The organism is Streptomyces sp. NPDC005195, assembly GCF_040608315.1.
Lineage (GTDB): Bacteria > Actinomycetota > Actinomycetes > Streptomycetales > Streptomycetaceae > Streptomyces > Streptomyces kaempferi.
The window spans coordinates 1-24,347 of the sequence record NZ_JBEXHZ010000049.1; the positions used below are offsets into that span (position 1 = coordinate 1).

Annotated in this window: 22 protein-coding genes, 2 tRNA genes and 1 pseudogene; 19 read left to right on the forward strand and 6 right to left on the reverse strand. The window is 69.1% G+C overall.

Features of this window, described 5'->3' with window-relative positions:
* The 8 genes and pseudogenes from ABZV34_RS30695 to ABZV34_RS30730 all read left to right on the forward strand — a co-directional run.
* A pseudogene (locus tag ABZV34_RS30695) lies at positions 1-104 on the forward strand (6-phosphogluconate dehydrogenase); the annotation flags it as partial.
* Between the two features lie 83 nt (positions 105-187).
* Positions 188-1,312 carry a DNA replication/repair protein RecF gene (gene recF, locus ABZV34_RS30700; RefSeq protein ID WP_356283731.1) on the forward strand — a complete coding sequence of 375 codons (1,125 nt, stop codon included), beginning with the start codon at positions 188-190 and terminating at the stop codon, positions 1,310-1,312.
* A complete protein-coding gene (locus ABZV34_RS30705) occupies positions 1,309-1,881 on the forward strand; it encodes a DciA family protein (protein WP_356283734.1) in 573 nt (190 codons plus the stop codon). The genes recF and ABZV34_RS30705 overlap by 4 nt, the downstream gene beginning before the upstream one ends.
* A gap of 366 nt (positions 1,882-2,247) precedes the next feature.
* Positions 2,248-4,332 (forward strand): DNA topoisomerase (ATP-hydrolyzing) subunit B, encoded by a 2,085-nt coding sequence (gene gyrB, locus ABZV34_RS30710; RefSeq protein ID WP_356283737.1) that lies wholly within the window; start codon positions 2,248-2,250, stop codon positions 4,330-4,332.
* Between the two features lie 42 nt (positions 4,333-4,374).
* Positions 4,375-6,969, forward strand: coding sequence for a DNA gyrase subunit A (gene gyrA / locus ABZV34_RS30715; protein ID WP_356283740.1), 2,595 nt, complete (start codon positions 4,375-4,377; stop codon positions 6,967-6,969).
* An 18-nt stretch (positions 6,970-6,987) separates the two neighbouring features.
* The gene (locus ABZV34_RS30720; protein WP_356283743.1) at positions 6,988-7,743 is read left to right on the forward strand and encodes a DUF3566 domain-containing protein; all 756 of its coding nucleotides are present in this window, start codon (positions 6,988-6,990) and stop codon (positions 7,741-7,743) included.
* Between the two features lie 111 nt (positions 7,744-7,854).
* Positions 7,855-7,931 (forward strand) — tRNA-Ile (locus ABZV34_RS30725).
* A 149-nt stretch (positions 7,932-8,080) separates the two neighbouring features.
* Positions 8,081-8,434: a VOC family protein gene (locus tag ABZV34_RS30730; protein WP_356283809.1), complete on the forward strand. Its 354-nt coding sequence runs from the start codon at positions 8,081-8,083 to the stop codon at positions 8,432-8,434.
* Between the two features lie 158 nt (positions 8,435-8,592).
* Here the strand turns inward: ABZV34_RS30730 and ABZV34_RS30735 are convergent, their stop codons facing one another.
* On the reverse strand, positions 8,593-8,964 hold the full coding sequence (locus tag ABZV34_RS30735; RefSeq protein WP_356283745.1) for a DUF6344 domain-containing protein: 372 nt from the start codon (positions 8,962-8,964) through the stop codon (positions 8,593-8,595).
* A 337-nt stretch (positions 8,965-9,301) separates the two neighbouring features.
* On the opposite strand from ABZV34_RS30735, the gene ABZV34_RS30740 reads away from it, so the two are divergent.
* Positions 9,302-9,430 carry a DLW-39 family protein gene (locus ABZV34_RS30740; RefSeq protein ID WP_003999697.1) on the forward strand — a complete coding sequence of 43 codons (129 nt, stop codon included), beginning with the start codon at positions 9,302-9,304 and terminating at the stop codon, positions 9,428-9,430.
* Positions 9,431-9,624: 194 nt separating this feature from the next.
* Complete coding sequence (locus ABZV34_RS30745) at positions 9,625-11,118, forward strand: hypothetical protein (RefSeq protein WP_356283748.1); 1,494 nt, start codon at positions 9,625-9,627, stop codon at positions 11,116-11,118.
* Positions 11,119-11,144: 26 nt separating this feature from the next.
* On the opposite strand, the gene ABZV34_RS30750 is transcribed toward ABZV34_RS30745, so the two are convergent.
* Positions 11,145-12,755: a protein kinase gene (locus ABZV34_RS30750; protein ID WP_356283750.1), complete on the reverse strand. Its 1,611-nt coding sequence runs from the start codon at positions 12,753-12,755 to the stop codon at positions 11,145-11,147.
* Between the two features lie 129 nt (positions 12,756-12,884).
* Entirely contained in the window at positions 12,885-13,433 is a 549-nt protein-coding gene (locus ABZV34_RS30755; RefSeq protein WP_168529064.1) for a DNA-binding protein, read from the reverse strand.
* Positions 13,434-13,614: 181 nt separating this feature from the next.
* Between ABZV34_RS30755 and ABZV34_RS30760 the strand changes: the two genes are divergently transcribed.
* Positions 13,615-13,687 (forward strand) — tRNA-Ala (locus ABZV34_RS30760).
* Between the two features lie 494 nt (positions 13,688-14,181).
* On the opposite strand, the gene ABZV34_RS30765 is transcribed toward ABZV34_RS30760, so the two are convergent.
* The gene (locus ABZV34_RS30765; RefSeq protein WP_356283753.1) at positions 14,182-14,883 is read right to left on the reverse strand and encodes a DUF5324 family protein; all 702 of its coding nucleotides are present in this window, start codon (positions 14,881-14,883) and stop codon (positions 14,182-14,184) included.
* Positions 14,884-15,195: 312 nt separating this feature from the next.
* Here ABZV34_RS30765 and ABZV34_RS30770 point away from each other — a divergent pair, with 312 nt between their 5' ends.
* Both ABZV34_RS30770 and ABZV34_RS30775 read left to right on the forward strand, forming a co-directional pair.
* Positions 15,196-15,729 (forward strand): peptidylprolyl isomerase, encoded by a 534-nt coding sequence (locus tag ABZV34_RS30770; protein WP_356283756.1) that lies wholly within the window; start codon positions 15,196-15,198, stop codon positions 15,727-15,729.
* 108 nt (positions 15,730-15,837) lie between these two features.
* A complete protein-coding gene (locus ABZV34_RS30775; protein WP_356283759.1) occupies positions 15,838-16,752 on the forward strand; it encodes a rhomboid family intramembrane serine protease in 915 nt (304 codons plus the stop codon).
* Positions 16,753-17,032: 280 nt separating this feature from the next.
* On the opposite strand, the gene crgA is transcribed toward ABZV34_RS30775, so the two are convergent.
* Complete coding sequence (gene crgA, locus ABZV34_RS30780; protein ID WP_356283762.1) at positions 17,033-17,287, reverse strand: cell division protein CrgA; 255 nt, start codon at positions 17,285-17,287, stop codon at positions 17,033-17,035.
* A 142-nt stretch (positions 17,288-17,429) separates the two neighbouring features.
* On the opposite strand from crgA, the gene ABZV34_RS30785 reads away from it, so the two are divergent.
* From ABZV34_RS30785 to ABZV34_RS30810, 6 genes are all read left to right on the forward strand, one after another.
* Positions 17,430-18,209 carry a DUF881 domain-containing protein gene (locus ABZV34_RS30785; protein WP_356283765.1) on the forward strand — a complete coding sequence of 260 codons (780 nt, stop codon included), beginning with the start codon at positions 17,430-17,432 and terminating at the stop codon, positions 18,207-18,209.
* Positions 18,210-18,241: 32 nt separating this feature from the next.
* Positions 18,242-18,940 carry a class E sortase gene (locus tag ABZV34_RS30790; protein ID WP_356283812.1) on the forward strand — a complete coding sequence of 233 codons (699 nt, stop codon included), beginning with the start codon at positions 18,242-18,244 and terminating at the stop codon, positions 18,938-18,940.
* Between the two features lie 37 nt (positions 18,941-18,977).
* Complete coding sequence (locus ABZV34_RS30795) at positions 18,978-19,175, forward strand: hypothetical protein (protein WP_168524952.1); 198 nt, start codon at positions 18,978-18,980, stop codon at positions 19,173-19,175.
* Positions 19,172-19,810 carry an aminodeoxychorismate/anthranilate synthase component II gene (locus ABZV34_RS30800; protein ID WP_168529070.1) on the forward strand — a complete coding sequence of 213 codons (639 nt, stop codon included), beginning with the start codon at positions 19,172-19,174 and terminating at the stop codon, positions 19,808-19,810. The genes ABZV34_RS30795 and ABZV34_RS30800 overlap by 4 nt, the downstream gene beginning before the upstream one ends.
* Positions 19,807-21,318 (forward strand): class E sortase, encoded by a 1,512-nt coding sequence (locus ABZV34_RS30805; protein WP_356283768.1) that lies wholly within the window; start codon positions 19,807-19,809, stop codon positions 21,316-21,318. Before ABZV34_RS30800 ends, ABZV34_RS30805 begins: the two co-directional genes overlap by 4 nt.
* A gap of 83 nt (positions 21,319-21,401) precedes the next feature.
* The gene (locus ABZV34_RS30810; RefSeq protein ID WP_356283771.1) at positions 21,402-22,145 is read left to right on the forward strand and encodes a class E sortase; all 744 of its coding nucleotides are present in this window, start codon (positions 21,402-21,404) and stop codon (positions 22,143-22,145) included.
* Between the two features lie 157 nt (positions 22,146-22,302).
* Here ABZV34_RS30810 and pknB read toward each other — a convergent pair whose 3' ends face one another.
* Complete coding sequence (gene pknB, locus ABZV34_RS30815; protein WP_356283774.1) at positions 22,303-24,291, reverse strand: Stk1 family PASTA domain-containing Ser/Thr kinase; 1,989 nt, start codon at positions 24,289-24,291, stop codon at positions 22,303-22,305.
* Positions 24,292-24,347 lie beyond the last annotated feature (56 nt).

Consider the following 24,347-nt stretch of genomic DNA (forward strand, 5'->3'; position numbering starts at 1 on the left):
CGCTGTTCGCCCGCTTCGCCTCCCGCCAGGACGACTCGCCGCAGATGAAGATGGTCGCGGCACTGCGCAACCAGTTCGGCGGCCACGCCGTCGAGCAGAAGTAATCCACAGATCCACGTCCGTATCCACAGATCCGCGGGCCTGAGGGCCAGTGATCCGAGTCCCCGGGGGAGGTCGGCGAACGACCATGCACGTCACGCATCTGTCGCTGGCGGACTTCCGCTCCTACGCCCGGGTCGAGGTCCCGCTCGACCCGGGCGTCACCGCGTTCGTGGGCCCCAACGGACAGGGCAAGACGAACCTGGTCGAGGCGGTCGGCTATCTCGCGAGTCTCGGCAGCCACCGGGTCTCCTCGGACGCGCCCCTGGTGCGGATGGGCGCCGAGCGGGCGGTCATCCGTGCCAACGTCAGACAGGGCGAGCGTCAGCAGCTCATCGAGCTGGAGCTGAACCCCGGCCGGGCCAACCGCGCGCGCGTCAACAGGTCCTCGCAGGTCAGGCCCCGTGACGTGCTCGGCATCGTACGGACGGTGCTGTTCGCACCCGAGGACCTCGCGCTGGTCAAGGGCGACCCCGGTGAGCGGCGCCGCTTCCTCGACGAACTGATCACCGCCCGCTCCCCGCGGATGGCGGCCGTCCGCTCCGACTACGACCGGGTCCTCAAGCAGCGCAACACCCTCCTCAAGTCGGCCGCCCTGGCGCGCCGGCACGGCGGCCGCACCATGGACCTCTCCACGCTCGACGTCTGGGACCAGCACCTCGCGCGGGTGGGCGCCGAACTGCTCGCCCAGCGCCTCGACCTGGTCGCGGCGGTCCAGCCGCTGGCCGACAAGGCCTACGAACAGCTGGCGCCCGGCGGAGGCCCCGTCGCCCTGGAGTACAAACCCTCCTCGGCCGTCCTCACCGGACACACCCGCGAGGAGCTGTACGAGCAGCTGATGGCGGCCCTCGAGGAGTCCCGCAAGGCGGAGATCGAGCGGGGGGTCACCCTGGTGGGCCCGCACCGGGACGAGCTGCTGCTCAAGCTGGGCGAGCTGCCCGCGAAGGGATACGCGTCGCACGGGGAGTCCTGGTCGTACGCGCTGGCGCTGCGACTGGCCTCGTACGACCTCCTGAGGGCCGAGGGCAACGAGCCGGTCCTGGTCCTCGACGACGTCTTCGCCGAGCTGGACAGCCGCCGCAGGGAACGTCTCGCGGAACTCGTGGCTCCCGGCGAGCAGGTCCTCGTGACGGCGGCGGTCGACGACGACGTGCCGGCCGTCCTGGCGGGGACGCGCTACGTCGTCTCGGAGGGCACGGTGGAGCGGGTATGACGGAGAACACACCAAGGATTCCGGGGCCGTCCGCGCCGCCTGGTGAAGCCGCCGGGAAGACCCCCGAGCCGTCCGGCGTCGACCTCGCGCGCGTGGCGCTGCGCGCCGCGAAGGAACAGGCCCGCGCGCGCGGGGACGCTGCGCAGCAGAAGAAGCAGGCGCGCCGCGGCGGTCTGCGCTCCGGCGCGCGCGCCGACGGCCGCGATCCGATGGCGCTGGGTGCCGCGATCAACCGGCTGCTGACCGAGCGCGGCTGGGAGACGCCGGCCGCGGTGGGCGGGGTGATGGGCCGCTGGCCGCAGATCGTCGGAGACGACCTCGCCAGGCACTGCGCCCCGCTGCGGTACGACGACGACCCGGCCGAGCGGGTGCTGACCGTGCAGTGCGACTCGACCGCCTGGGCCACCCAACTGCGGTTGCTCGCCCCGCAGCTGGTCGCGCGGCTGAACCAGGACCTCGGGCACGGCACGGTGAGGCTGATCAAGGTGCAGGGCCCGGGGGGTCCCCCGCGCCGGTTCGGGCCGCTTCGTGCCCCCGGGAGTACGGGTCCGGGCGACACCTACGGGTGACCGGAGCCCGCGGGAACCGGCCGCCGGCCGCGGGCGCCCCTGGGTGGGCACGGGCAATCGCACGCGGTTGCGAACACCGACCTGACTCCGCAGTAGCGAAGGGTTGACACCCGGAAGCGCTGAGTGCCTCTGTGAGCCTCCTTGGGGCCGGGGCCGCATATGGGGAGTCGGGAGAGGCGGGTTCAGGGCGGCACATGCGGACTCAGGTACCGGCAAACCCCCATCACTGTCGGCGCTACCGGTAGACTGGGAGCTAATCCCGCCCCACTTGTGGGGACCGTCCGGGAGAAGCTGAGCAACGCTGATCAAGGCTTACCAACGCAACGTGCCGCAGCCGCTCCGGCAACCCGCCGACGAGCCTGGTTTGTGCTGTGCCAGAAAGGGCGCTTCGTGGCCGATTCCGGCAACCCCAACGAGAACATCCCGTCCACCGACGCAGGCGCCGTCGCCGGGGCCACCGCCTCGAACGGCGAGGTCACGGCCTCGTACGACGCCAGTGCCATCACCGTCCTCGAGGGTCTGGACGCGGTCCGCAAGCGACCCGGCATGTACATCGGCTCGACCGGTGAGCGCGGACTTCACCACCTCGTGTACGAGGTGGTCGACAACTCCGTCGACGAGGCGCTGGCCGGCCACGCGGACACGATCGACGTCACGATCCTGCCCGACGGTGGGGTGCGCGTGATCGACAACGGCCGCGGCATCCCGGTGGACATCGTTCCGTCCGAGAACAAGCCGGCCATCGAGGTCGTGCTGACCGTGCTGCACGCGGGCGGCAAGTTCGGCGGCGGCGGGTACGCCGTCTCCGGCGGTCTGCACGGTGTCGGTGTGTCCGTCGTGAACGCGCTGTCCAGCAGGGTCTCGGTCGAGGTCAGGCGCGACGGCCACCGCTGGACGCAGGACTACAAGCTGGGCGTCCCCACGGCCCCGCTGGCGCGCCACGAGGAGACGGACGAGTCCGGTACGACGGTCACCTTCTGGGCCGATCCGGACGTCTTCGAGACCACGGAGTACTCCTTCGAGACGCTCTCGCGGCGCTTCCAGGAGATGGCGTTCCTCAACAAGGGTTTGACGATCAAACTCACTGATGAGCGCGAGTCCGCGAAGGCCACGGCGGGCGCCGACGAGGCCGGAGCGGACGAGAAGGCCGAGGTCAAGACGGTCACGTACCACTACGAGGGCGGCATCGTCGACTTCGTGAAGTACCTGAACTCCCGCAAGGGAGACGTCGTCCACGAGACCGTGATCGACATCAACGCCGAGGACAAGGAGCGCATGCTCTCCCTCGAGGTCGCGATGCAGTGGAACACCGGTTACAGCGAGGGCGTGTACTCCTTCGCCAACACCATCCACACGCACGAGGGCGGTACGCACGAGGAGGGCTTCCGTGCGGCGCTCACCGGTCTCATCAACCGGTACGCGCGCGACAAGAAGCTGCTGCGCGAGAAGGACGACAACCTCACGGGCGACGACATCCGCGAGGGTCTGACCGCGATCATCTCGGTCAAGCTCGGCGAGCCCCAGTTCGAGGGTCAGACCAAGACCAAGCTGGGCAACACCGAGGCGAAGACCTTCGTCCAGAAGGTCGTGCACGAGCACCTCACGGACTGGCTGGACCGCAATCCGAACGAGGCCGCGGACATCATCCGCAAGTCCATCCAGGCGGCCACCGCGCGCGTGGCGGCCCGCAAGGCCCGTGACCTGACCCGCCGCAAGGGTCTCCTGGAGACGGCGTCCCTGCCGGGCAAGCTCTCCGACTGCCAGTCGAACGATCCCACCAAGTGCGAGATCTTCATCGTCGAGGGCGACTCCGCCGGCGGCTCCGCCAAGTCCGGCCGCAACCCGCAGTACCAGGCGATCCTCCCGATCCGGGGAAAGATCCTCAACGTCGAGAAGGCGCGGATCGACAAGATCCTGCAGAACCAGGAGATCCAGGCGCTGATCTCGGCCTTCGGTACCGGAGTCCACGAGGACTTCGACATCGGGAAGCTCCGCTATCACAAGATCATCCTGATGGCGGACGCCGACGTCGACGGCCAGCACATCAACACCCTGCTGCTGACCTTCCTGTTCCGCTTCCTGCGGCCCCTGGTCGAGGCCGGGCACGTGTTCCTGTCGCGCCCCCCGCTCTACAAGATCAAGTGGGGCCGGGACGACTTCGAGTACGCGTACTCCGACCGTGAGCGCGACGCGCTGACCGAGCTCGGCCGGCAGGCGGGCAAGCGTGTCCGGGAGGACTCGATCCAGCGCTTCAAGGGCCTCGGCGAGATGAACGCCGAGGAGCTGCGCATCACGACCATGGACCAGGAGCACCGCGTTCTCGGCCAGGTCACACTGGACGACGCCGCCCAGGCCGACGACCTGTTCTCGGTTCTGATGGGCGAGGACGTCGAGGCGCGCCGCGCCTTCATCCAGCGCAACGCCAAGGACGTCCGGTTCCTCGACATCTGAGTCGGTCTCAGCTGACCGCAGCAGAAAGGATCTTCACCAGCAATGGCCGACGAGAACACTCCTGGTACGCCTGAAGAAGGCGGCGAGATCGTCCTCCGTGTGGAGCCCGTCGGGCTCGAGACGGAGATGCAGCGCTCGTACCTCGACTACGCGATGTCCGTCATCGTGTCCCGCGCGCTGCCCGACGTACGCGACGGTCTCAAGCCCGTCCACCGCCGCGTCCTGTACGCGATGTACGACGGCGGCTACCGGCCCGAGAAGGGCTTCTACAAGTGTGCCCGTGTCGTCGGTGACGTCATGGGCACCTACCACCCGCACGGCGACTCCTCGATCTACGACGCGCTGGTCCGTCTCGCGCAGCCGTGGTCGATGCGGATGCCGCTGGTGGACTCCAACGGCAACTTCGGCTCTCCGGGCAACGACCCTGCGGCCGCCATGCGCTACACCGAGTGCAAGATGGCGCCGCTGTCCATGGAGATGGTCCGTGACATCGACGAGGAGACCGTCGACTTCACGGACAACTACGACGGCCGCAACCAGGAACCGACGGTTCTGCCGGCCCGGTTCCCGAACCTGCTGATCAACGGCTCGGCGGGCATCGCGGTCGGCATGGCCACCAACATCCCGCCGCACAACCTCCGCGAGGTCGCGGCCGGCGCCCAGTGGTACCTCGAGAACCCCGAGGCGAGCCACGAGGAGCTGCTCGACGCCCTGATCGAGCGCATCAAGGGCCCCGATTTCCCGACCGGCGCCCTTGTGGTGGGCCGCAAGGGCATCGAGGAGGCGTACCGCACGGGCCGTGGCTCCGTCACGATGCGAGCGGTCGTCGAGGTCGAGGAGATCCAGAACCGCCAGTGCCTGGTGGTCACCGAGCTCCCGTACCAGACCAACCCCGACAACCTCGCCCAGAAGATCGCCGACCTGGTGAAGGACGGCAAGGTCGGCGGTATCGCGGACGTCCGTGACGAGACCAGTTCGCGCACGGGCCAGCGGCTCGTGATCGTGCTGAAGAGGGACGCGGTCGCCAAGGTCGTCCTGAACAACCTCTACAAGCACACCGATCTGCAGTCGAACTTCGGCGCCAACATGCTGGCGCTGGTCGACGGCGTCCCGCGCACGCTGTCGCTCGACGCGTTCATCCGGCACTGGGTGACGCACCAGATCGAGGTCATCGTCCGCCGGACGAAGTTCCGGCTGCGCAAGGCCGAGGAGCGCGCGCACATCCTGCGCGGCCTCCTGAAGGCCCTGGACGCCATCGACGAGGTCATCGCGCTGATCCGGCGCAGCGACACCGTCGAGATCGCCCGAGAGGGCCTCATGGCCCTCCTGGAGATCGACGAGATCCAGGCGAACGCCATCCTCGAGATGCAGCTGCGCCGACTGGCCGCCCTGGAGCGTCAGAAGATCGTCCAGGAGCACGACGACCTCCAGGCGAAGATCACCGAGTACAACGCGATCCTCGCCTCGCCGGTGCGTCAGCGCGGCATCATCAGCGAGGAACTCGCGGCGATCGTCGAGAAGTTCGGTGAGGACCGCCGCTCCAAGCTGGTGCCCTTCGACGGCGACATGTCCATGGAGGACCTGATCGCCGAAGAGGACATCGTCGTCACCATCACCCGGGGCGGCTACATCAAGCGCACCAAGACCGAGGACTACCGGTCGCAGAAGCGGGGCGGCAAGGGCGTACGCGGCGCGAAGCTGAAGCAGGACGACATCGTCGACCACTTCTTCGTCTCGACGACGCACCACTGGCTGCTGTTCTTCACGAACAAGGGCCGTGTCTACCGGGCGAAGGCGTACGAGCTCCCGGACGCCGGCCGGGACGCCCGCGGGCAGCACGTCGCTAACCTGCTGGCCTTCCAGCCGGACGAGGCGATCGCCGAGATCCTCGCGATCCGCGACTACGAGGCGGCGCCCTACCTGGTCCTGGCCACCAAGGGCGGCCTGGTGAAGAAGACGCCACTGAAGGATTACGATTCTCCGCGCTCGGGCGGTGTCATCGCCATCAATCTCCGGGAGACGGAGGACGGATCCGATGACGAACTGATCGGAGCCGAACTCGTCTCGGCCGAGGATGATCTGCTTCTGATCAGCAAGAAGGCCCAATCGATCAGGTTCACCGCAACGGACGACGCGTTGCGACCGATGGGCCGTGCCACCTCGGGCGTCAAGGGCATGAGTTTCCGCGAGGGGGACCAACTGCTCTCGATGAATGTTGTTCGACCCGGTACGTTCGTGTTCACTGCCACAGACGGTGGGTACGCGAAGCGGACCGCCGTCGACGAGTACCGCGTCCAGGGTCGCGGCGGCCTCGGTATCAAGGCCGCCAAGATCGTCGAGGACCGTGGTTCTCTCGTCGGCGCGCTGGTGGTCGAGGAGACCGACGAGATCCTCGCCATCACCCTGTCCGGCGGTGTGATTCGTACGCGAGTCAACGAGGTCAGGGAGACGGGCCGTGACACCATGGGCGTCCAACTGATCAACCTGGGCAAGCGCGATGCCGTGGTCGGCATCGCACGTAACGCCGAGGCCGGCCGCGAGGCCGAGGAAGTCGACGGCGAGGGTGCCGAGGACGAGACCGCCGAAGGCATCGAAGCCGTCGGTACGGACGAGGACGAGCAGTCCTCGTCCGAGTAGCGCGAGGAGCGAGTCATCGTGAGCGGAGCCACGGGCGCCGGATCGACCGGTACGGATACGGACGGCGGCCGTGGCCCCGCCACGGAGGCGACCGACTCCCATGACTCTCATGGATCCCAGGGGGGAACTGTGACGGACACCCGAGGTCCGCAGGGCCAGCAGTACACGGCCGGAGCGGGCCCCGCGGCGCCGGGCGGACCGGCCGCGGCCGGTCCTGCCACGACCAAGGCGGCGCCGGGCGCGCCGACCGCTCCCGCGGGCTCCGGCGCGGCCGCCTCCGCGCTGCCGGGGGAGCGGCAGCCGCAGCAGCCCTCGCAGCCGTATCACCCGCCGCAGGCGTACGCGGCGCAGACGCAGTCCGGCGCCGTGCGCCGGCCGCGGACCGGGGCGCGCACCGCGCCGCGTACCCGCAAGGCGCGGCTGCGGGTGGCGAAGACCGACCCGTGGTCCGTGATGAAGGTCAGCTTCCTGCTCTCCATCGCGCTCGGCATCTGCACGATCGTGGCGTCGGCGGTGCTGTGGATGGTCATGGACGCCATGGGTGTCTTCTCGACGGTCGGCGGCACGATCTCCGAGGCGACGGGGTCGAACGAGTCGAACGGTTTCGACCTGCAGTCGTTCCTCTCCCTGCCGAACGTCCTGTTGTTCACGTCGATCATCGCGGTCATCGACGTCGTGCTCGCCACGGCGCTCGCGACGCTCGGATCCTTCATCTACAACCTCTCCGCGGGCTTCGTGGGCGGCATTGAGCTGACCCTCGCCGAGGACGAATAGCGGCGTCCCGCGAGCCTCCGCCAGGGGCCCGGGATACCGATTTTGGGACTGGCCGCGTCGTGCGCTAATCTTCAGAGGTCAGCGCGCGGGACACACACCGCAAAGCGCGGCGGGGCTATAGCTCAGTTGGTTAGAGCGCATCCCTGATAAGGATGAGGCCACAGGTTCAAATCCTGTTAGCCCCACCATGACGAAGACCCCCGGTCCACAAGGACCGGGGGTTTTTGACATCTACGGCGGACACCAGCCGCCGGCCGGTCGGCCGCCGCGAGGCTTTCCTTCCTCCGAGCGCCTCAAGCGCCTTTTTTCGAAGCGTCGGTGGGCCTACGCTCGGCGGATGACCTTGGAATGGGAACAGGTAATCGTTCACTCGGCGGATCCGGTGGCCTTGGGACAGTGGTGGGCGACGGCTCTCGGCTGGGTCGTCGTCCACTCCTCCGACGAGGAGTTCGAGATCCGCCCGGCGCCGGATCGCCTGCCGGGGCTGGACTTCGTCCGGCTCGATGAGGGCAAGAAGGTCAAGAGCCGGCTGCATCTCGACTTCAGGCCTGATGACCAGGACGCCGAGGTGGCTCGTCTTGAGGCTCACGGCGCCCAGCGTGTCGACATCGGCCAGGGTGACCAGTCGTGGGTGGTTCTGGCGGACCCCGAAGGCAACGAGTTCTGTGTCCTCAGCCAACGGCGTCAGTGAGAACCGCCGAGCAGGGATTCCTGACCGGCGTCCGCGCGTGAGAAAGCCCGGCAGCTCTTTCGAGGTGCCGGGCCTTCGGTTCCGGGTGTGGCGGTGTACGCAAGTTCGCCGCTACGTCGGGCAGGAGGGGCAGGGTCGGTGAGGTGGTGCGGTGCGCGTCAGCGCTGGAGCGGCGCCTCGCCGTGCTGGAGGGACGTATCGCGGTCGGTCGTGGCATCGGGCGCGCACAGGGCGGTGAGGCCGCTCGCTTCGGCATCGGCCCGCGGGCGGTGCCGGCAACTCGGTGAGGAGCCGTGAGCCTCGGCGTGGATACGTTGTTTCATCGTGGGGGGCAGGGCCCGACTGTAGGACGCTGTCCACGGGGCCAGTGCCGGCGCCGGCACCGTCACGGGGGCCGCGCTGTTGTGCGCCGCTCCGGTCTGCGGTACGGCCGCGGCCGCGGTGGTCGTGATGAATCCGAGCGTCGTGCAGAGCGCCAGGAAGGCGGTCACGATGACGGTCCACAGCTTCATGACCTTGTTCTGGGTCATGGCCCCTCACTTTCGGGTCAGGCGATTTGCGTACTTTCCTCATGATGTGTAAGCGGGCCGCGAAGTGGGGGACCGACGCCCATGGCGCGTCGATGTTCTGATGAACACCACCCGTATGGGCTTAAGAGGTCTCCAAAGCCCATAAAAACCGCGAAAGTGCAGAGAAGGGTCACCGTGTGTGAGGTGTGATCACCGTGAGATCGGTGCGGTCACGCCCTGCCCTACTGCTCTCCACCGGACGGGAGTTGGGGGCAGATACAGGTCACCGATCGATATCGGTCGGTGTGTATAGTCGGGCGCCAGAGGTCCCCTACGTCAAGAAAGACGAGGTCGCACGGTGAAGAAGCTTCTCCTGGTCGCACTGGCCGCCATCGGCGGGCTCCTCGTGTACCGCCAGATCCAGGCGGATCGCGCCGAGCAGGATCTGTGGACGGAGGCGACTGACTCCGTACCCACGGGTTCGTGAGTACCGACACCAGTCTCAGAACAGACCCCGGCCGCCTCGCGGTCGGGGTTTTGTGTTTCCCGGGCCATCCGCCCACCATTCACTTCCGCACATGAATCAATTGCATAAGTGAAGGTCCTTGCTTCCCGGACAGGCGGTTTCGGCCGCTTGTGCGATAGCAAGGGCGAACCAGAGGCCGGCGCGGCAGGATGGCCATGGTCCGGGGAGACGACGAGGGGTGGCGCGTGATGGGGCGGCGCACGGTGGGACGGGGAGCGCCGTCACGGTACGGGCGGGCGCTCGGAGCCCTGGCCCTGGGAGCGGCGCTGTGCGCGACGGCCGCGCTCACAGGGAGGGCCTCGGCGGCCTCTCCCGTGACGGAGTCCGGCACACCGAAGCCGTACGCCTACGCCGAGGACGACACGACGGTCGAAGGCACCGCGAGCACCACGAACGCCGCACGGCTGGAGCCCGGAAGGACGTACCGGAGTTCTCTCGGCGAGGGCGGCAAGCTCTACTACCGCCTCGCACTCGACGCCAGGTCCGACGCGTACGTCTCCGCCACCGCCGTTCCCAGGCCGGGCACCGCGGTCTCCTACGCGGACGGCGTCAAGGTCTCCGTCCAGGACGACAACAGCCGACGCTGCTCCTCCTCCGCGGCCGCCCACTTCGGCGCCTCCGAGAGTCCGCGTCCGATCGCCGCCTGGGCGTCCCGCGAGATCGGCCCCACCAAGTACTCCTGCCAGACGGCGGGGACGTACTACATGGTCGTCGAGCGCGTCGACACGGGCGGTTCGCCGGCGTCCGCGTCCCTCTCCCCCGGCGACTGGGATCTCGAACTCGCCTATGTGTCGGAACCCGGCCTGAAGAAGGCCGGTTCGACGAAGGCCCCCGAGGTGTGGAACTCAGCCCCGCCCGAAGCCCTTCAGTCGGACGCCCGGACCCGGGCGGGCGGCGCGGGGTTCGCGACGGCCGCCGCCCTCGGAAAGGGCGTCTGGAAGGACGGGATCAGACCCGGGCAGACGCTCTTCTACAAGGTGCCGGTCGACTGGGGGCAGCAGTTCTACGCCGGCGCGGAGCTCGGCAGCTCGACCGGTGGTGACGGGTTCCTGGGTACCGCCCTGGTCGTGTCCCTCTACAACCCCGTCCGCGGGTTCGTCGACGACGTGGGCTGCGGATACGACGGCAGCCAGCGAGCCGCGGTACTCGATCCGCTGCCGCCCGTCGCGTACGACAACCGCTACGCCCTCAACGACCGGGCCGGCGGTATGCGGTTCGCGGGTTCGTACTACCTGGCCGTGCACCTCGCCGCGCAGGTCGCCGACAAGTTCGGCGACGGGCCGTTCGGGCTCACGCTGCGCGTACGGGTGGAGGGCGCCGCCCAGGCGGGGCCGCCGTACGCGGGGCGGGCGAATCCCCGGGACGTGTTCGACGCCGCGGCCGGTGCCCCGGCGGAGGCCTCCGGCGGGACGGCGGCCGCCGGGGACCGCGCGGCGGGCTCCGGCAGTGGCACCGACCCGCACATGAAGGTGGTCGCCGCGGGCGGCCTCGGCACGGGGACCGCCCTGTTGCTGGTGCTCGCGGTGTGGACGGCGGTCGCACGGCGGCGGGCGAAGGGGTGGGCGACCGCCGGGGACACGACCGCGCCGGCTTCGTCCGCGGCTTCCCCCGCCCTGCCCTGGGACCCTGAGGCACCGCGGGGCCGGTAGCACGACGCGGGAGCGGCCGACCGGGGTCAGAGCCGCGTCAGCGCCCAGAAACCCACCGCGAAGCAGGCCAGCGCGAGGAACAGGAGCGGCACGGCCACCCGCCCGGGTGGTCCGGGGCGGGCCGCCCGCCGGGACACGGCCCGGTGGGAACCCGCGGAACCGGGCGCGTGCTGTTGCACCACGACGGTCGGATCCGCGGGGCGCGGCGGGACGGGCGCCGGCGCGGACGGGAGGTCGAAGGGCCGCGCGAACACAGGCGCCGTGCTCGGCACGTTGACCGCGGTGGGGGGAGTGGGCGGCTGCTCGGGCGGGCGCCACGGGTGGCCCGGGACGGGATGCCGCTGAGTCTCGTGCCAGGCGTGCTGGGGTTGCGGCTGGGGCTTTTGCCCCGGGAAGTCGTGGGCGGGGGGCTGGTGTTGGGGCTGCGGTGGTGGCCCGGACGGGGGCTGTGGCGGTGCCTGGGGGCCGGTTGCCCGGGGCGGCGGCAGGTGGAAGCTCCCGGTGTCCGACATGGTGGACGGCCTCGGGGACGCGGGGTCCGGGGCGTGGTGCGGCGCCACGTCACCGGGAGGGGACTCGGGGCGTACGTCGCCGGTGTCGGGAACGGCGCCTTGGCCGTGAGCGGGGCTCCGGCCGGAGGGGAGACTTCGGTCGGGAAGGGGAACTTGGCCGGAATCAGGCTTCTGGTCGGGAGCATGGCCGGGGAGGGGACCGGGCTGGGAAGCCGTGTGCTCGGTGGCGGTCCGGGGTGCTGTCCCGGCCGGTCCCGTGGGGCCGAACCCCGGGGGGAGCGGGCCGACTTGGTCGAAGACCTCGACCAACTCGTCGTCGGGGCCGGGTTCGGGCAGCAGTTCGGCGGCCGAGGCCAGCGCCTTGCGCGCCCCCGTCGCCGTGCGGAACCGGGCCTGCGGGTCGGGCTGCAGCAGCGTGGCCACGACCTGCCACAGCGGCTCGGGTATGCCCTGGGGCGCGGGTGGTGTGCCGTTCTCCGCGAAGTACTCGATCAGCGCCTTGGCGTCCGGCTTGGCCCCCTCCAGCAGGTACAGGGCGACCAGACCCACGGCGAACAGATCGGCGGGGAAGTCCGGCTCGGCTCCCATCATCTGCTCGGGCGCGAAGTAACCGGGCGTTCCCACCACGTAGTTGGTCTCGGTCAGCCTTGCTTCGCCCAGCCGCATCGCGATGCCGAAGTCGGACAGCCGCAGCCGCGGCCGGGCCGTCCCCGTCGCTTCGAGCAGGATGTTGGCGGGCTTGATGTCACGGTGCAGGACCCCCTCGGTGTGTACCGCGGCGAGCCCCGCCAGGAGCTGGTCGAGCAGGGTGCAGACGAAGGCGGGAGGCAGCGGGCCGTAGTCGTTGACCAGATGGACCAGGGATCCCCCCGCGACCAGGTCCATGGTGAACAGGACCTTGTCGTCGTCGGCGGCCCAGCTGGCGGGCGCCAGGACATGAGGGTGATCGATCCGCAGCGCCTGCTCCCGTACGAAGCGCAGCAGCGCGTGCGCGTCGCTCTGCTGGAGCACCTTGGCGGCCACGTACCGGCGCCGCCGCCGGTCCCAGGCGCGCCATACGGCACCGACTCCCCCGTGACCGATCGGGTCGACCAGCTCGTACCGTCCGGCGAAGACCTCACCCATGGTCGTGCGTCGCTCCCCTTCGGCAGTCGGTCCCGCGGCTTCCACGAGGTGCCCGGCGGCCCGGGACGCGGCGCTGGACGGCGTGGCGAGCCCTCCAGCGCGGGGCGTGCGGCCGGCCGGACCGTCGGCTCAGTTCTGGTGCGACTGGTAGTGGGCGACGGCGTCGGACGTGCGGCCGGCGCCGTACACCCGGAGGAACTCTGCCAGTTCCGGGTGGGTCGGAGCGAGGGTGCCGGCGGCCTCGATGATGTCCCCGGCGGCCGCCACGGAGCGCAGCAGTGACTGGATCTCGCGGACGACCCGCTTGACCGTGGGCGCACCGGAACTGCTCGTCGACTGCGTGGTGTTGTTGAGCACGGAGCCCCCCTGCGACTTCTTGATCTCGTCCATGCGCTCGGTCGCCTCGGCGGCGCTGACACTGCCGTCCGCCACCTGCCCCGCCAGGTCCTGGAGCAGCTGGACTCGCTGCACCACCGCGGGGTTGCCGATCTTGGCACGCTGACCGCTCATCAGCTGCGACAGCATGGGCGCGGACAGGCCCAGTACTCCGGCAAGACGCGCCTGGTTGAGGCCCAGATCGTCTATGAGCCTACGGAAGAGCGTCCCCAGCGGCTCCCCGTACCAGTTCCGCTGCAGCTCCTGGGCTCTTGCGGTTGCTTCTTGCTGTGCGGCGTCCATTGCGTCTCCCCATCGCTTCCCCAAAACCGTGGTTCGCTGTCGCGAACCACGTCGAGCATCTTACGGAGAGTGGTCGCCCACGGGGACCCCCAATCTTTTTGTGAGATACCGGGGGTGACCCGGTACTCTGGTCCCCGGCGCCAGTCGGTATCCGAATCAGCCGGCCGGACGCTTCCCTTCAGGGGCCTTAGCTCAGTTGGTAGAGCGCTGTCTTTGCATGGCAGATGTCAGGGGTTCGACTCCCCTAGGCTCCACACCTCGGACCGGCCGGACGCCTTCACGGCGACCGGCCGGTTTTCGTATGCCCCGCTTTGGCCGGACGTGGTGACCTGCGTCACAGGACCTGATTCGCAGGCGTTGCATTTGTTTGCGCAAATGAATGGGGCGTGCGAGGGCGTCGGGGCCGTCGCGCGGGTGGTCGCGGCGCCTCACGGGAGGCCGGGCTCCGATGTCGGTGCCGTGCGTGAACTGGTGCAAGCAGAGTCGTGTAATCGAGGCAATGCGCACGGTGAAGAGAGTCTGTGTGGATGTTGTGCGGGACGGTCGTTGCAAACGTCATCGGCCACGGAATCCGTAAACGGGCGTCTTCCCCGCTGTCCTCCCCGCCGCTTTCCCCGCCGTCCTCCGTGCCGTAGTCCCCGGTGCGGAGGACGCCAGGGTTCCGGCCTGTTCCACGTGAAACAACGCTGTGGGGCAGGAGACCTCAAGTCTCCTGCCCCACAGCGTTGTTGGTGTCTTGCGTCAGGACTCAGTGGCGATCGTCGCGCTTCGCCGCTTCCTCCTCGGCCTGCTTGGCCTGGACCTCCGGGTCGAGGTCGGGCCGGCCGCTGCCGTCGACCGATGTCAGATGGCCGGGCTCGGGTACCTCCGTGGCGGCAGGAGGCTCGACCAGCCAGTCAGGGTTGGCCTGCTTGTCCCACCACTTCCAGGCGGCGTAGGCGCCACCCGCCATCAGCCCCAGGACGGCCAGTCCCTTGACGGCACGGCCGGCCTTCGCCCGCCGCCGGTGCTTGCGGACCAGCCTCTCGATCTCCTTGGGGGAGACCTGACCGCGCAGGGCGGCCAGCGCCGCCGCACCCCGCGCCGCGGCCTCCTCCCGTACCGGCCCGGCCGCGGCCACGGCCTGCTCGATTCTCGGCTTGGTGTAGTCGGCGGCCTGGAGCGCCGCCAGGCGGGTGCGGACGGCGGCCGTGTGGGCGGCGTGGTCGACCTTCGGCGGCACATGGGTACGCGCCTGCTCGAGGCGCGGTGCGAGATAGGCGTCGTACTGCACGCGGGCCTGCTCTGCGGCCAGCGACATCTTGGGCGCGAGCCGTACGCGTGCCTCGTTCGCGTAGTGCGAGGCCCGGTCCTTGGCCGTGTCGGCGTAAGGCGCCACCACTTCCGCGGCGTGCAGCACGCTGTCCTTCGCCGAGCCGGTCGCGGCGCGCACGCTGTCAATGCGGGTCACGGGTTTTCCTCCTCCTCGGTGGCGTACTTGGGCGTTCGAGTACCCCAAACAGGCACAGTCCACCTTTCCACCCTTTTCGAGATCATGCCCCTCGCGCGACCGCGGGGCATGCGAGATAGGGCATACGGGGCAACAGGACCTTGTCGCCGACCCTGCCACGGATCGGCGCTCCCGGCGCCGCCCGCGGGAGGACTCGACGCGTTTTCCGCAAGAGGGAGGACGGGATGTTCCCCCGGAGGTGGCGGTCGGGCGACGCGAGGCGCGGGCCGTGCGAGGATCGGGGGGTCAAAAGAAGGCAACGGAAGGCAGATCGTGGCCGAGCAGCTTTACGCCACCCTGAAGACCAACCAAGGCGACATCGAAGTCCGGCTCCTGCCGAACCACGCGCCCAAGACGGTCCGGAACTTCGTCGAGCTCGCCACGGGTGAGCGGGAGTGGGTCAACCCGGAGACGGGTGCGAAGTCCACGGAGAAGCTCTACGACGGCACGGTCTTCCACCGGGTGATCAGCGGATTCATGATCCAGGGCGGTGACCCCCTCGGCAACGGCACCGGTGGCCCGGGTTACCAGTTCGAGGACGAGTTCCACCCCGACCTCGCCTTCGACAAGCCGTATCTGCTGGCCATGGCCAACGCGGGCCCGGGTACCAACGGCTCGCAGTTCTTCATCACCGTCTCCCCGACGGCGTGGCTCACCCGCAAGCACACCATCTTCGGCGAGGTCGCCGGCCCGGCCAGCCAGAAGGTCGTGGATGCCATCGCGGGCGCCCAGACCAACCCGCGCACCGACCGTCCGGTCAACGACGTCGTCATCGAGTCGGTCGTCGTCCAGACCCGACAGGGCTGATCCCGGAGGCCCAGGGGCCCCGAGGACTCCCGCAGGGAACCAATCGCCCCGTTCATCCGTAAGGATGGGCGGGGCGGTGCAGTGCGTACGACCGATTGAGGGGACCCCATGGACCAGGCGCCAGGCAGCCCACAGGGCCCGAAGGACCAGGGATCGCAGGATGCCCAGGGCTCGCCGACCTGCTTCCGGCACCCGGACCGGGAGACCGGTGTGCGCTGCAGTCGCTGCGAACGCCCGATCTGCCCCGCGTGCATGGTCAGCGCGTCCGTGGGCTTCCAGTGCCCCGAATGCGTCCGGGACGGCTCCGGTACGGGACATTCGCCGGCGGCCTCCCAGCCCCGGACTCTGGCGGGCGGAACCGTGGCCGCGGACCCCCGGCTCCTCACCAAGATCCTGATGGGGATCAACGTCGCCCTCTTCCTGGTGCAGCAAGCCGTGGGCGACCGCTTCACCGACAGCTTCGACCTCATCGGCCGGGCGTACGTCCCGGTTCTCGGTTCGGTCGAGGGCATCGCGGAAGGCCAGTGGTACCGGCTGCTGACGTCGATGTTCCTGCATGGCAACTATGTCCACATCCTGTTCAACATGCTCAGTCTGTGGTGGATCGGCGGCCCCCTGGAAGCGGCCCTCGGCCGGGCCCGCTACCTGGCGCTGTACTTCGTCTCGGGGCTCGCCGGCAGCGCGCTCACCTACTTGCTCGCCGCCCCGAACCAGCCGTCGCTCGGTGCCTCCGGCGCGATCTTCGGCCTCTTCGGCGCGACCGGGGTCCTCATGCGCCGGCTCAACTACGACATGCGCCCGTTGATCGGCCTGCTGGTGGTCAACCTGATCTTCACCTTCACCCCCGCGTTCGGCATCTCCTGGCAGGCCCACATCGGCGGTCTCGTGGGCGGTGTCGTCGTCGGCTACGCGATGGTCCACGCGCCGCGTGAGCGGCGGGCCCTGGTCCAGTACGGGGTGTGCGCGGTGGTGCTGGTCGCCGTGGTGGTCGCGACGCTGGTCAGGACGGCTCAGCTCACCTGAGCCACCTCGCTCACCGCTGTTGTCCACAGACGGTGGCGGATCTTGTGCACGCTGTGTGGGAACAGCTGTGCCCCCTGTCGCTGACCGGAGTTTCCCCAGGTCGGACAGGGGGCGAACAGACTTGCGGATCCCGGTAGGCCAGTCACACCGGCGTCAACCCCGGATGAGTTATCCACAGATCGTCGTTCTTTTTCCACCTGTGGAAAACGCTTGTGGATAACTCAGTGGATAGCCCTGAGGAGAGCTGTCCGGGAGCCGCCGGAACGTCGGTCGAGGAGGGCTACTTCCACTGTGTGGAGACGCCGAATCCCGCCGCGATGAAGCCGAAACCGACCACGATGTTCCAGTTGTCCAGTGCGTCGACCGGCAAGGAGCCGTCGGTCACGTAGAAGACGACGATCCAGGCGAGGCCGATGAGGAACATGGCCAGCATGACCGGTGCGACCCAGCTGCGGTTGGTGAGCTTGAGGTTGGTCGTCTGCTTCGCCGGGGGCGGCGTGTAGTCGGCCTTCTTGCGGATACGTGACTTCGGCACGAGGGTCTCTCCTGTCGATGCGCTGCGTGGCCGCGCAGGGAACTGGGGCGGGCTCCGGGGCAGCGTACAAGGGGACACTGAGCGCTCCCCCGGGCGTCCGTTAGCGTAGTGCTTCCGCGGCGCCGAAGGAGATAAGGGTACGTTGAGCAATTCTGCCGACTCTCCAGGGACGGGTTCCAGTCCTGCCGATACGCGCCGATTCCGGCCCGTTCGCGTGCTCACCGTGGCCGTCTTCGCCCTCGCCGGACTGATTTTCTTCACCAGCTTCAACACGGCCAAAGGCACCAATATCCGCACCGACGCGTCCCTGCTGAAGCTCTCCGACCTGATTCAGGAGCGCAGTCACAAGAACGCGTCGCTCGACGATTTCAACGGCGCGCTGCGGGACCAGGTCGACACCCTCGCCGGACGGGAGAACGGCGGCAGCAAGGCCGAGACCGACAAGGTCGCCGCGCTGGAGAAGAAGGCGGGCACCCAGCCGCTCAAGGGCAAGGCCGTCACGGTCACCCTCAACGACGCTCCGCCGAACGCCACGGCCAAGCTGCCCGGCTACCCCGCGCCGCAGCCCGACTATCTGGTGATCCACCAGCAGGACCTGCAGGCCGTGGTGAACGCCCTGTGGCTGGGCGGCGCCCAGGGCATCAAGGTGATGGACCAGCGGCTGATCTCCACGAGCGCCGTGCGCTGCGTCGGCAACACGCTGATTCTGCAGGGTCGCGTCTACTCGCCCCCGTACAAGATCACCGCGGTCGGTGACCCGCGGAAGCTCCAGAAGGCGCTGGCGGACTCCCCGGCGATCCAGAACTACATGGTGTACGTCAACGTCTACGGGCTCGGCTGGAAAGTCGAGGAGAACGGGACGGTGACTCTTCCCGGCTACTCGGGCACAGTGGATCTCCACTACGCGAAGCCTGTGGAGTAGCCGGAGCCGCTGCCGCTGGGGGGCCTGTGTCGGTGCGAGTGATCGTCAGGACGTTCAGTGAACTCTGCATCACCGTCGGCACGCTGATCGTGCTCTTCGTGGTCTACGTGCTGTTCTGGACGGGCGTGAAGGCCGACAGCGAGATGGATCACCAGATCGACCAGCTCCAGCGGCAGTGGTCGCAGGGGGCGCTCGCGCAGCAGCCGAGGACGCCCAGCGCCGCCCCGGCCGCCGGGAGCCCGAAGGCGCCGCCCTCCTACTCGTACGGCAAGCCGTTCGCGGTGATGTACATCCCTCGTCTTGGTTTCACGTGGAACAAGCCCGTGCTCGAAGGCACCGGAACGAGTGTCCTGAAGAAGGGCCTCGGCCACTATCGGGGGACCGCCCAGCTGGGGCAGGCGGGGAACTTCGCCGTCGCGGGGCACCGCCGGACCTACGGCGATCCGTTCAAGGACTTTCCGAAGCTGCGACACGGCGACGCGGTGGTGCTGACCGACGGGACCACCTGGTTCACGTATCGGATCGACAAAGGCCCCTACAAAACCGTGCCCACGGACGTTGAGGTGATCGACCCTGTGCCACGTAAGTCCGGTTATACGGCTCCGGGCCGCTACCTCACGCTGACCACCTGCGAACCGGAGTGGGGGCACAGCCACCGGCTGATCGTCTGGGCACACCTGGATTCCACACAGCCTGTGGAGGCTGGGAAACCGGGGGCGCTCCGCCGTTAGTCTGGTCCCGTACGGCGTGGGTCCGGTGGTGCGGGGCGTGGCTCTGACGCCGTGGTGCGACGGAAGGGACGGCATGTACGGCTTCATCTGGCGGCATCTGCCGGGGAACGCATGGGTGAAGGCACTGATTTCACTCGTGCTCGCCCTGGCGGTGGTCTACGTGCTCTTCCAGTACGTCTTCCCCTGGGCCGAACCGCTGCTGCCCTTCAACGATGTGACGGTGAACAACCAGTGAGCGCGCGGATCCTCGTCGTCGACAACTACGACAGCTTCGTCTTCAACCTGGTCCAGTACCTGTACCAGCTGGGCGCCGAGTGCGAGGTGCTGCGCAACGACGAGGTGTCCACCGCGCACGCGCAGGACGGGTTCGACGGAGTGCTCCTGTCGCCCGGCCCGGGCGCCCCCGAGCAGGCCGGCGTCTGTATCGAGATGGTCCGCCACTGCGCGGACACCGGGGTACCCGTCTTCGGCGTCTGTCTCGGCATGCAGTCGATGCAGGTGGCGTACGGCGGGGTCGTGGACCGTGCCCCGGAGCTGCTGCACGGCAAGACCTCACTGGTGGAGCACGAGGGCAGCGGCGTCTTCGCCGGGCTGCCGTCCCCCTTCACCGCGACCCGTTACCACTCGCTCGCGGCGGAGCCGGAGACCGTGCCGGCCGCGCTGGAGGTGACCGCCCGCACTCACGACGGGATCATCATGGGCCTCAGACACCGTGAACTCCCGGTCGAGGGCGTTCAGTTCCACCCCGAGTCGGTACTGACCGAACATGGGCACCGGATGCTCGCCAACTGGCTCGTGGAGTGCGGCGACCAGGGTGCCGTGGCGAGGTCGGCGGGGCTCGCCCCGGTGGTGGGCAGGGCCACGGCGTGACCGCGCTGCGCCCCGAGCGCGAGTCCGGTGCCGCTTACGGCGCCGCCGGAGGAGACGGGTCCTCGTACGGGCAGCAGCCGTACGGGGCGCCCGGCGCGTTCGAGGTCGCGATCGAGCAGCTGGCGGACCCGCTCACCGATCCCCTTCCGGGTGCGGCCCCCGCCCCCGGCACCGCGGCCCCCGGCCGCACGGCTCCCGCCCATACCGCCCCCGGCCACACCGCGCCGGCCGCATCCACCGCCGGGCCGCAGGCCGGTCCGGGGCAGCAGTGGCCCGGCCACCATCAGTACGCGGGGGACGATTCCGCCGGGTACGCGCGGCAGTGGCAAGACGCGGCGCAGGGCGGCTACGACGGTGCGCGGCAGCGGCAGCCGTACGCCGACCCGGCGACGACGGCCATGCCGGCCACGCCGTCCTTTCAGGAGTCCACGTCCCCGTACGGGACGTCCGCCGCTCCGTCCCCGTACACGCCGCCCGTAGCCGCGTCCGCGCCGGCGTACGGGGCCCCCACGGCCTCCCCCGGTCCGGCGCCCGGTCCGGGTTACGGCGTGCCTCCGACGGCGGCCCGGCCGCTGGACGACGAGACCGTGGCGCTGCGGGCCTCGGAGGTCTCGCAGGCACGACTCATGGCCGCGCCCGTGAAGCGCGCGGACGCCGCGGACGATTCGGCGGCCGCGTCCGGGGGCCGTGCGGCCCGACGCAAGGCGGCACGGCGCCATGGGCGCCACGGAGGGCCCCTGGAGTCCCAGGCCCAGGTACCCCTGGAAGGGGCTCAGGAGGCCGCTGAGGCGCCGCTGAGCCGTGTCGCGGCCCGCCGTGCCGCGCAGGCACGGAAGCCCGGCGCCGCGGTCATGGTGAGCCGGATGATCGGCGAGGCCTTCATCACCACCGGCGTCCTGATGCTGCTGTTCGTGACCTACCAGCTGTGGTGGTCGAACGTTCGGGCGCACCAGCAGGCCGGCAGCGCCGCGCACCACCTCCAGGAGGACTGGGCGAGCGGCAAGCGGAGCCCGGGGACGTTCGAGCCGGGACAGGGCTTCGCCATCCTGCACATCCCGAAGCTGGACGTCGTCGCGCCGATCGCGGAGGGCACGAGCAAGACGAAGGTGCTCGACCGCGGGATGGTGGGCCACTACGGCGAGGGCGGCCTGAAGACGGCGATGCCGGACGCCAAAACGGGCAACTTCGGTCTCGCGGGCCACCGCAACACGCACGGCGAGCCGTTCCGCTACATCAATCAACTCAAACCGGGCGACTCGATCGTCGTCGAGACACAGGACGACTACTTCGTCTACAAGATGACGTCGATCCTGCCGGTGACGTCTCCTTCGAACACAAGTGTGCTGGCCCCCGTCCCCAAGGGGTCCGGATTCACGGGGCCCGGCCGCTACATCACCCTGACCACCTGCACGCCGGAATTCACCAGCACCTACCGGATGATCGTGTGGGGCAAGATGGTCGAGGAACGCCCGCGCAGCAAGGGCAAGCCGGACGCCCTCATCGGCTAGGCGCATCCAGCGGTGCGCTGTCGGCCCCTCGGGCGAAGAGCACGTGAGACAACCTGAGACAGACCAGACGGGGCAGATGCACAGTGGCAGCGAGGACCGACCACGACGAGCGCACCGACGCCGACGCCGAGGCGCCCGCACCGAAACGGCGTGGTCCCGGCCGGTTCGCGATGGTGGTCAGTGTCTTCGGGGAACTCCTCATCACCGCGGGTCTGGTGCTCGGCCTCTTCGTCGTCTACTCGCTGTGGTGGACGAACGTCGTCGCGGACCGCGCGGCGCACAAGCAGGGCGACAAGGTCCGCGACAACTGGGCGGCGGACAAGGGCCCCGGCGCGCTGGACACCAAGGACGGCATCGGCTTCCTGCACGTCCCGTCCATGAAGAACGGTGAGGTGCTCGTCGAGAAGGGCACCTCCACGGAGATCCTCAACGACGGCGTCGCCGGCTACTACACGGACCCCGTCAAGTCGTCCCTGCCGATGACCGGCAAGAACGGCAACTTCACGCTCGCCGCCCACCGCGACGGCCACGGCGCCAAGTTCCACAGCATCGACAAGGTGGAGAAGGGCGACCCGATCGTCTTCGAGACCAAGGACAAGTGGTACGTCTACAAGGTCTTCGGCATCCTCCCCGAGACCTCGAAGTACAACGTCAAGGTCCTCGGCCCGGTCCCCAAGGAGTCCGGCAAGAAGAAGCCGGGTCACTACATCACCCTGACGACGTGCACCCCGGTCTACACGTCCCGCTACCGCTACGTCGTCTGGGGCGAGCTGGAGCGCGTCGACAAGGTGGACAGCGCGCGGACGCCGCCGAAGGAACTGCGCTGACCTGAAGCACCGCGGCGCGCGGGGCCGGCGGGCAGCCGACGCTCCCGCGGCCGGTGTCCCGGCGCGGCGCCGCCCACACGACGGATCCCCGGTACCTCGTGAAGAGGTACCGGGGATCCGTCGTACGGAAGGGGCGGCGACGGCCCCGGCGGAGCACCTACCCGTTGCCACCGCCGAAGAAGTTGGTGCCGCCGTTGTTCCCGCCGTTGTTGCCGTTGCCGCCGATGGTGGTCAGAGTGATCGCCGCGTTCGGGTCCGCCTGGCCCTGCCCCGGATCCTGCTTGACGACGAGGGCGTTGTCGCCCTGATCGCCCTGCACCTGGATGTTGTTGAAGCCGTTCTGCTGCAGGATCTGCCTGGCCTGCTGAAGGTTCTGGCCCAAGACGCTCGGGATGTCCTTCTGCGGGGTCTGGGCCTTCTTGCCGATCTGGATGTTCACCGTGGAGTTCTTGTCGACCGAGCTGCCCGCCTGCGGACTGGTCGAGACGACCTTGCCGACCTGGGCGTCGTTCGCGGTCTCCACCTCGGTGCAGTTGCCGACCAGGTTGTTCGCGGTCATCTGCGCCTTGGCCGCTTCACAGGTCTGATCCGCCACGTCCGGCACGGTGGACTTCGCCTGCGCCTTGGCGATGGTGAGGGTGATCGTCGAACCCTTCTGCACCTCCGCGCCGAGCTTCGGGTCCTGGTCCAGGACCGTGTTCGGGTCCTCCGTGGAGATCTGGGTCTTCGTCTTGACCTGGAACCGGTAGCCGTCGCCCTCGAGCTTCGCCTTGGCGTCGTCGAGGCTCTGGCCGGTCACGCCGGGCACGACCACCTTCGGCGCGCCCGTCGAGACGACCAGGTCGACGGTGTCGCCCTTCTTGACGTCCGCGCCGGCCTTCGGGTCCTGGTCGCACACGCTGCCCTTGGGCTGGGCCTCGCACGGCTTCTTGGTGGTCGTCACCGTCAGCTCGACGTTGGCGGCCATCGCCTTGGCGTCGACCAGGGTCTGGCCGACGAAGTTCGGGGCCGCGAAGGGCTTGTTGCCGTTGCCGTTGCCGCTGAAGGCCCACTTGCCGATCAGGATCGCGCCGATGAGGACCAGGACCGCCGCCACGACCAGCAGGATCGTCGAGGTGTTCGACTTCTTCTGCTGGCGGCGCCGGGGCGGACGGTCGTCGTAGCCGCCGAAGCCGCCGTCGTCCGGGTTCATCGGCGGAAGCATGGAGGTGGCCTGGGCGTCCGTGGAACGCAGGGCCGTGGTGGCCTGGTCGTCCGGGTAGCCGCCGTAGCCGACCGAGCCCATGGCGGCGGTGGCCGCGACCGGCTGGCCGTCGAGGCAGGCCTCGATGTCCTGGCGCATCTCGTCGGCGGACTGGTAGCGGTAGTTCGGGTCCTTGACGAGCGCCTTCAGCACGATCGCGTCCATCTCGGGCGTGATCTCGGGGTCGAAGACGCTCGGGGGCTGCGGCTCCTCCCGTACGTGCTGGTAGGCGACCGCGACCGGCGAGTCGCCCACGAACGGCGGGCGGACCGTCAGCAGCTCGTAGAGGAGGCAGCCGGCCGAGTAGAGGTCGCTTCGCGCGTCCACCTGCTCGCCCTTGGCCTGCTCCGGGGAGAGGTACTGGGCGGTGCCGATGACCGCGGCCGTCTGCGTCATCGTCATGCCGGAGTCGCCCATGGCGCGGGCGATGCCGAAGTCCATCACCTTGACCTGGCCGTTGCGCGTCAGCATGACGTTTGCGGGCTTGATGTCGCGGTGGACGATCCCGGCGCGGTGGGAGTACTCCAGGGCCTGGAGGATCCCGATGGTCATCTCCATGGACCGCTCGGGCAGCAGTCTGCGTCCCGAGTGGAGCAGTTCACGCAGGGTGGAACCGTCCACGTACTCCATCACGATGTACGGGATGGAGATGCCCTCGATGTAGTCCTCGCCGGTGTCGTACACGGCGACGATCGCGGGATGGTTGAGCGAGGCGGCCGACTGGGCCTCCCGGCGGAACCGGGCCTGGAACGACGGGTCGCGTGCGAGGTCCGCTCGCAGCGTCTTCACCGCCACGGTGCGACCGAGCCGGGTGTCATGGGCGAGATGGACCTCCGCCATGCCACCACGGCCGAGCACCTGGCCCAGCTCGTACCGGCCGCCGAGGCGACGCGGCTCTTCCATAGCTACCTACCAGCCCTCTCCGTCGATCCCGACCGCACACATGTGTGGTCCGGCGG

Bases quoted from the DNA above. Each gene is read 5' to 3' on its own strand.
- recF (WP_356283731.1), top strand. From the start codon at position 188: ATGCACGTCACGCATCTGTCGCTGGCGGACTTCCGCTCCTACGCCCGG.
- ABZV34_RS30705 (WP_356283734.1), top strand. From the start codon at position 1,309: ATGACGGAGAACACACCAAGGATTCCGGGGCCGTCCGCGCCGCCTGGT.
- gyrA (WP_356283740.1), top strand. From the start codon at position 4,375: ATGGCCGACGAGAACACTCCTGGTACGCCTGAAGAAGGCGGCGAGATC.
- ABZV34_RS30730 (WP_356283809.1), top strand. From the start codon at position 8,081: ATGACCTTGGAATGGGAACAGGTAATCGTTCACTCGGCGGATCCGGTG.
- ABZV34_RS30735 (WP_356283745.1), bottom strand. From the start codon at position 8,964: ATGACCCAGAACAAGGTCATGAAGCTGTGGACCGTCATCGTGACCGCC.
- ABZV34_RS30745 (WP_356283748.1), top strand. From the start codon at position 9,625: ATGGTCCGGGGAGACGACGAGGGGTGGCGCGTGATGGGGCGGCGCACG.
- ABZV34_RS30750 (WP_356283750.1), bottom strand. From the start codon at position 12,755: ATGGGTGAGGTCTTCGCCGGACGGTACGAGCTGGTCGACCCGATCGGT.
- ABZV34_RS30755 (WP_168529064.1), bottom strand. From the start codon at position 13,433: ATGGACGCCGCACAGCAAGAAGCAACCGCAAGAGCCCAGGAGCTGCAG.
- ABZV34_RS30775 (WP_356283759.1), top strand. From the start codon at position 15,838: ATGGACCAGGCGCCAGGCAGCCCACAGGGCCCGAAGGACCAGGGATCG.
- pknB (WP_356283774.1), bottom strand. From the start codon at position 24,291: ATGGAAGAGCCGCGTCGCCTCGGCGGCCGGTACGAGCTGGGCCAGGTG.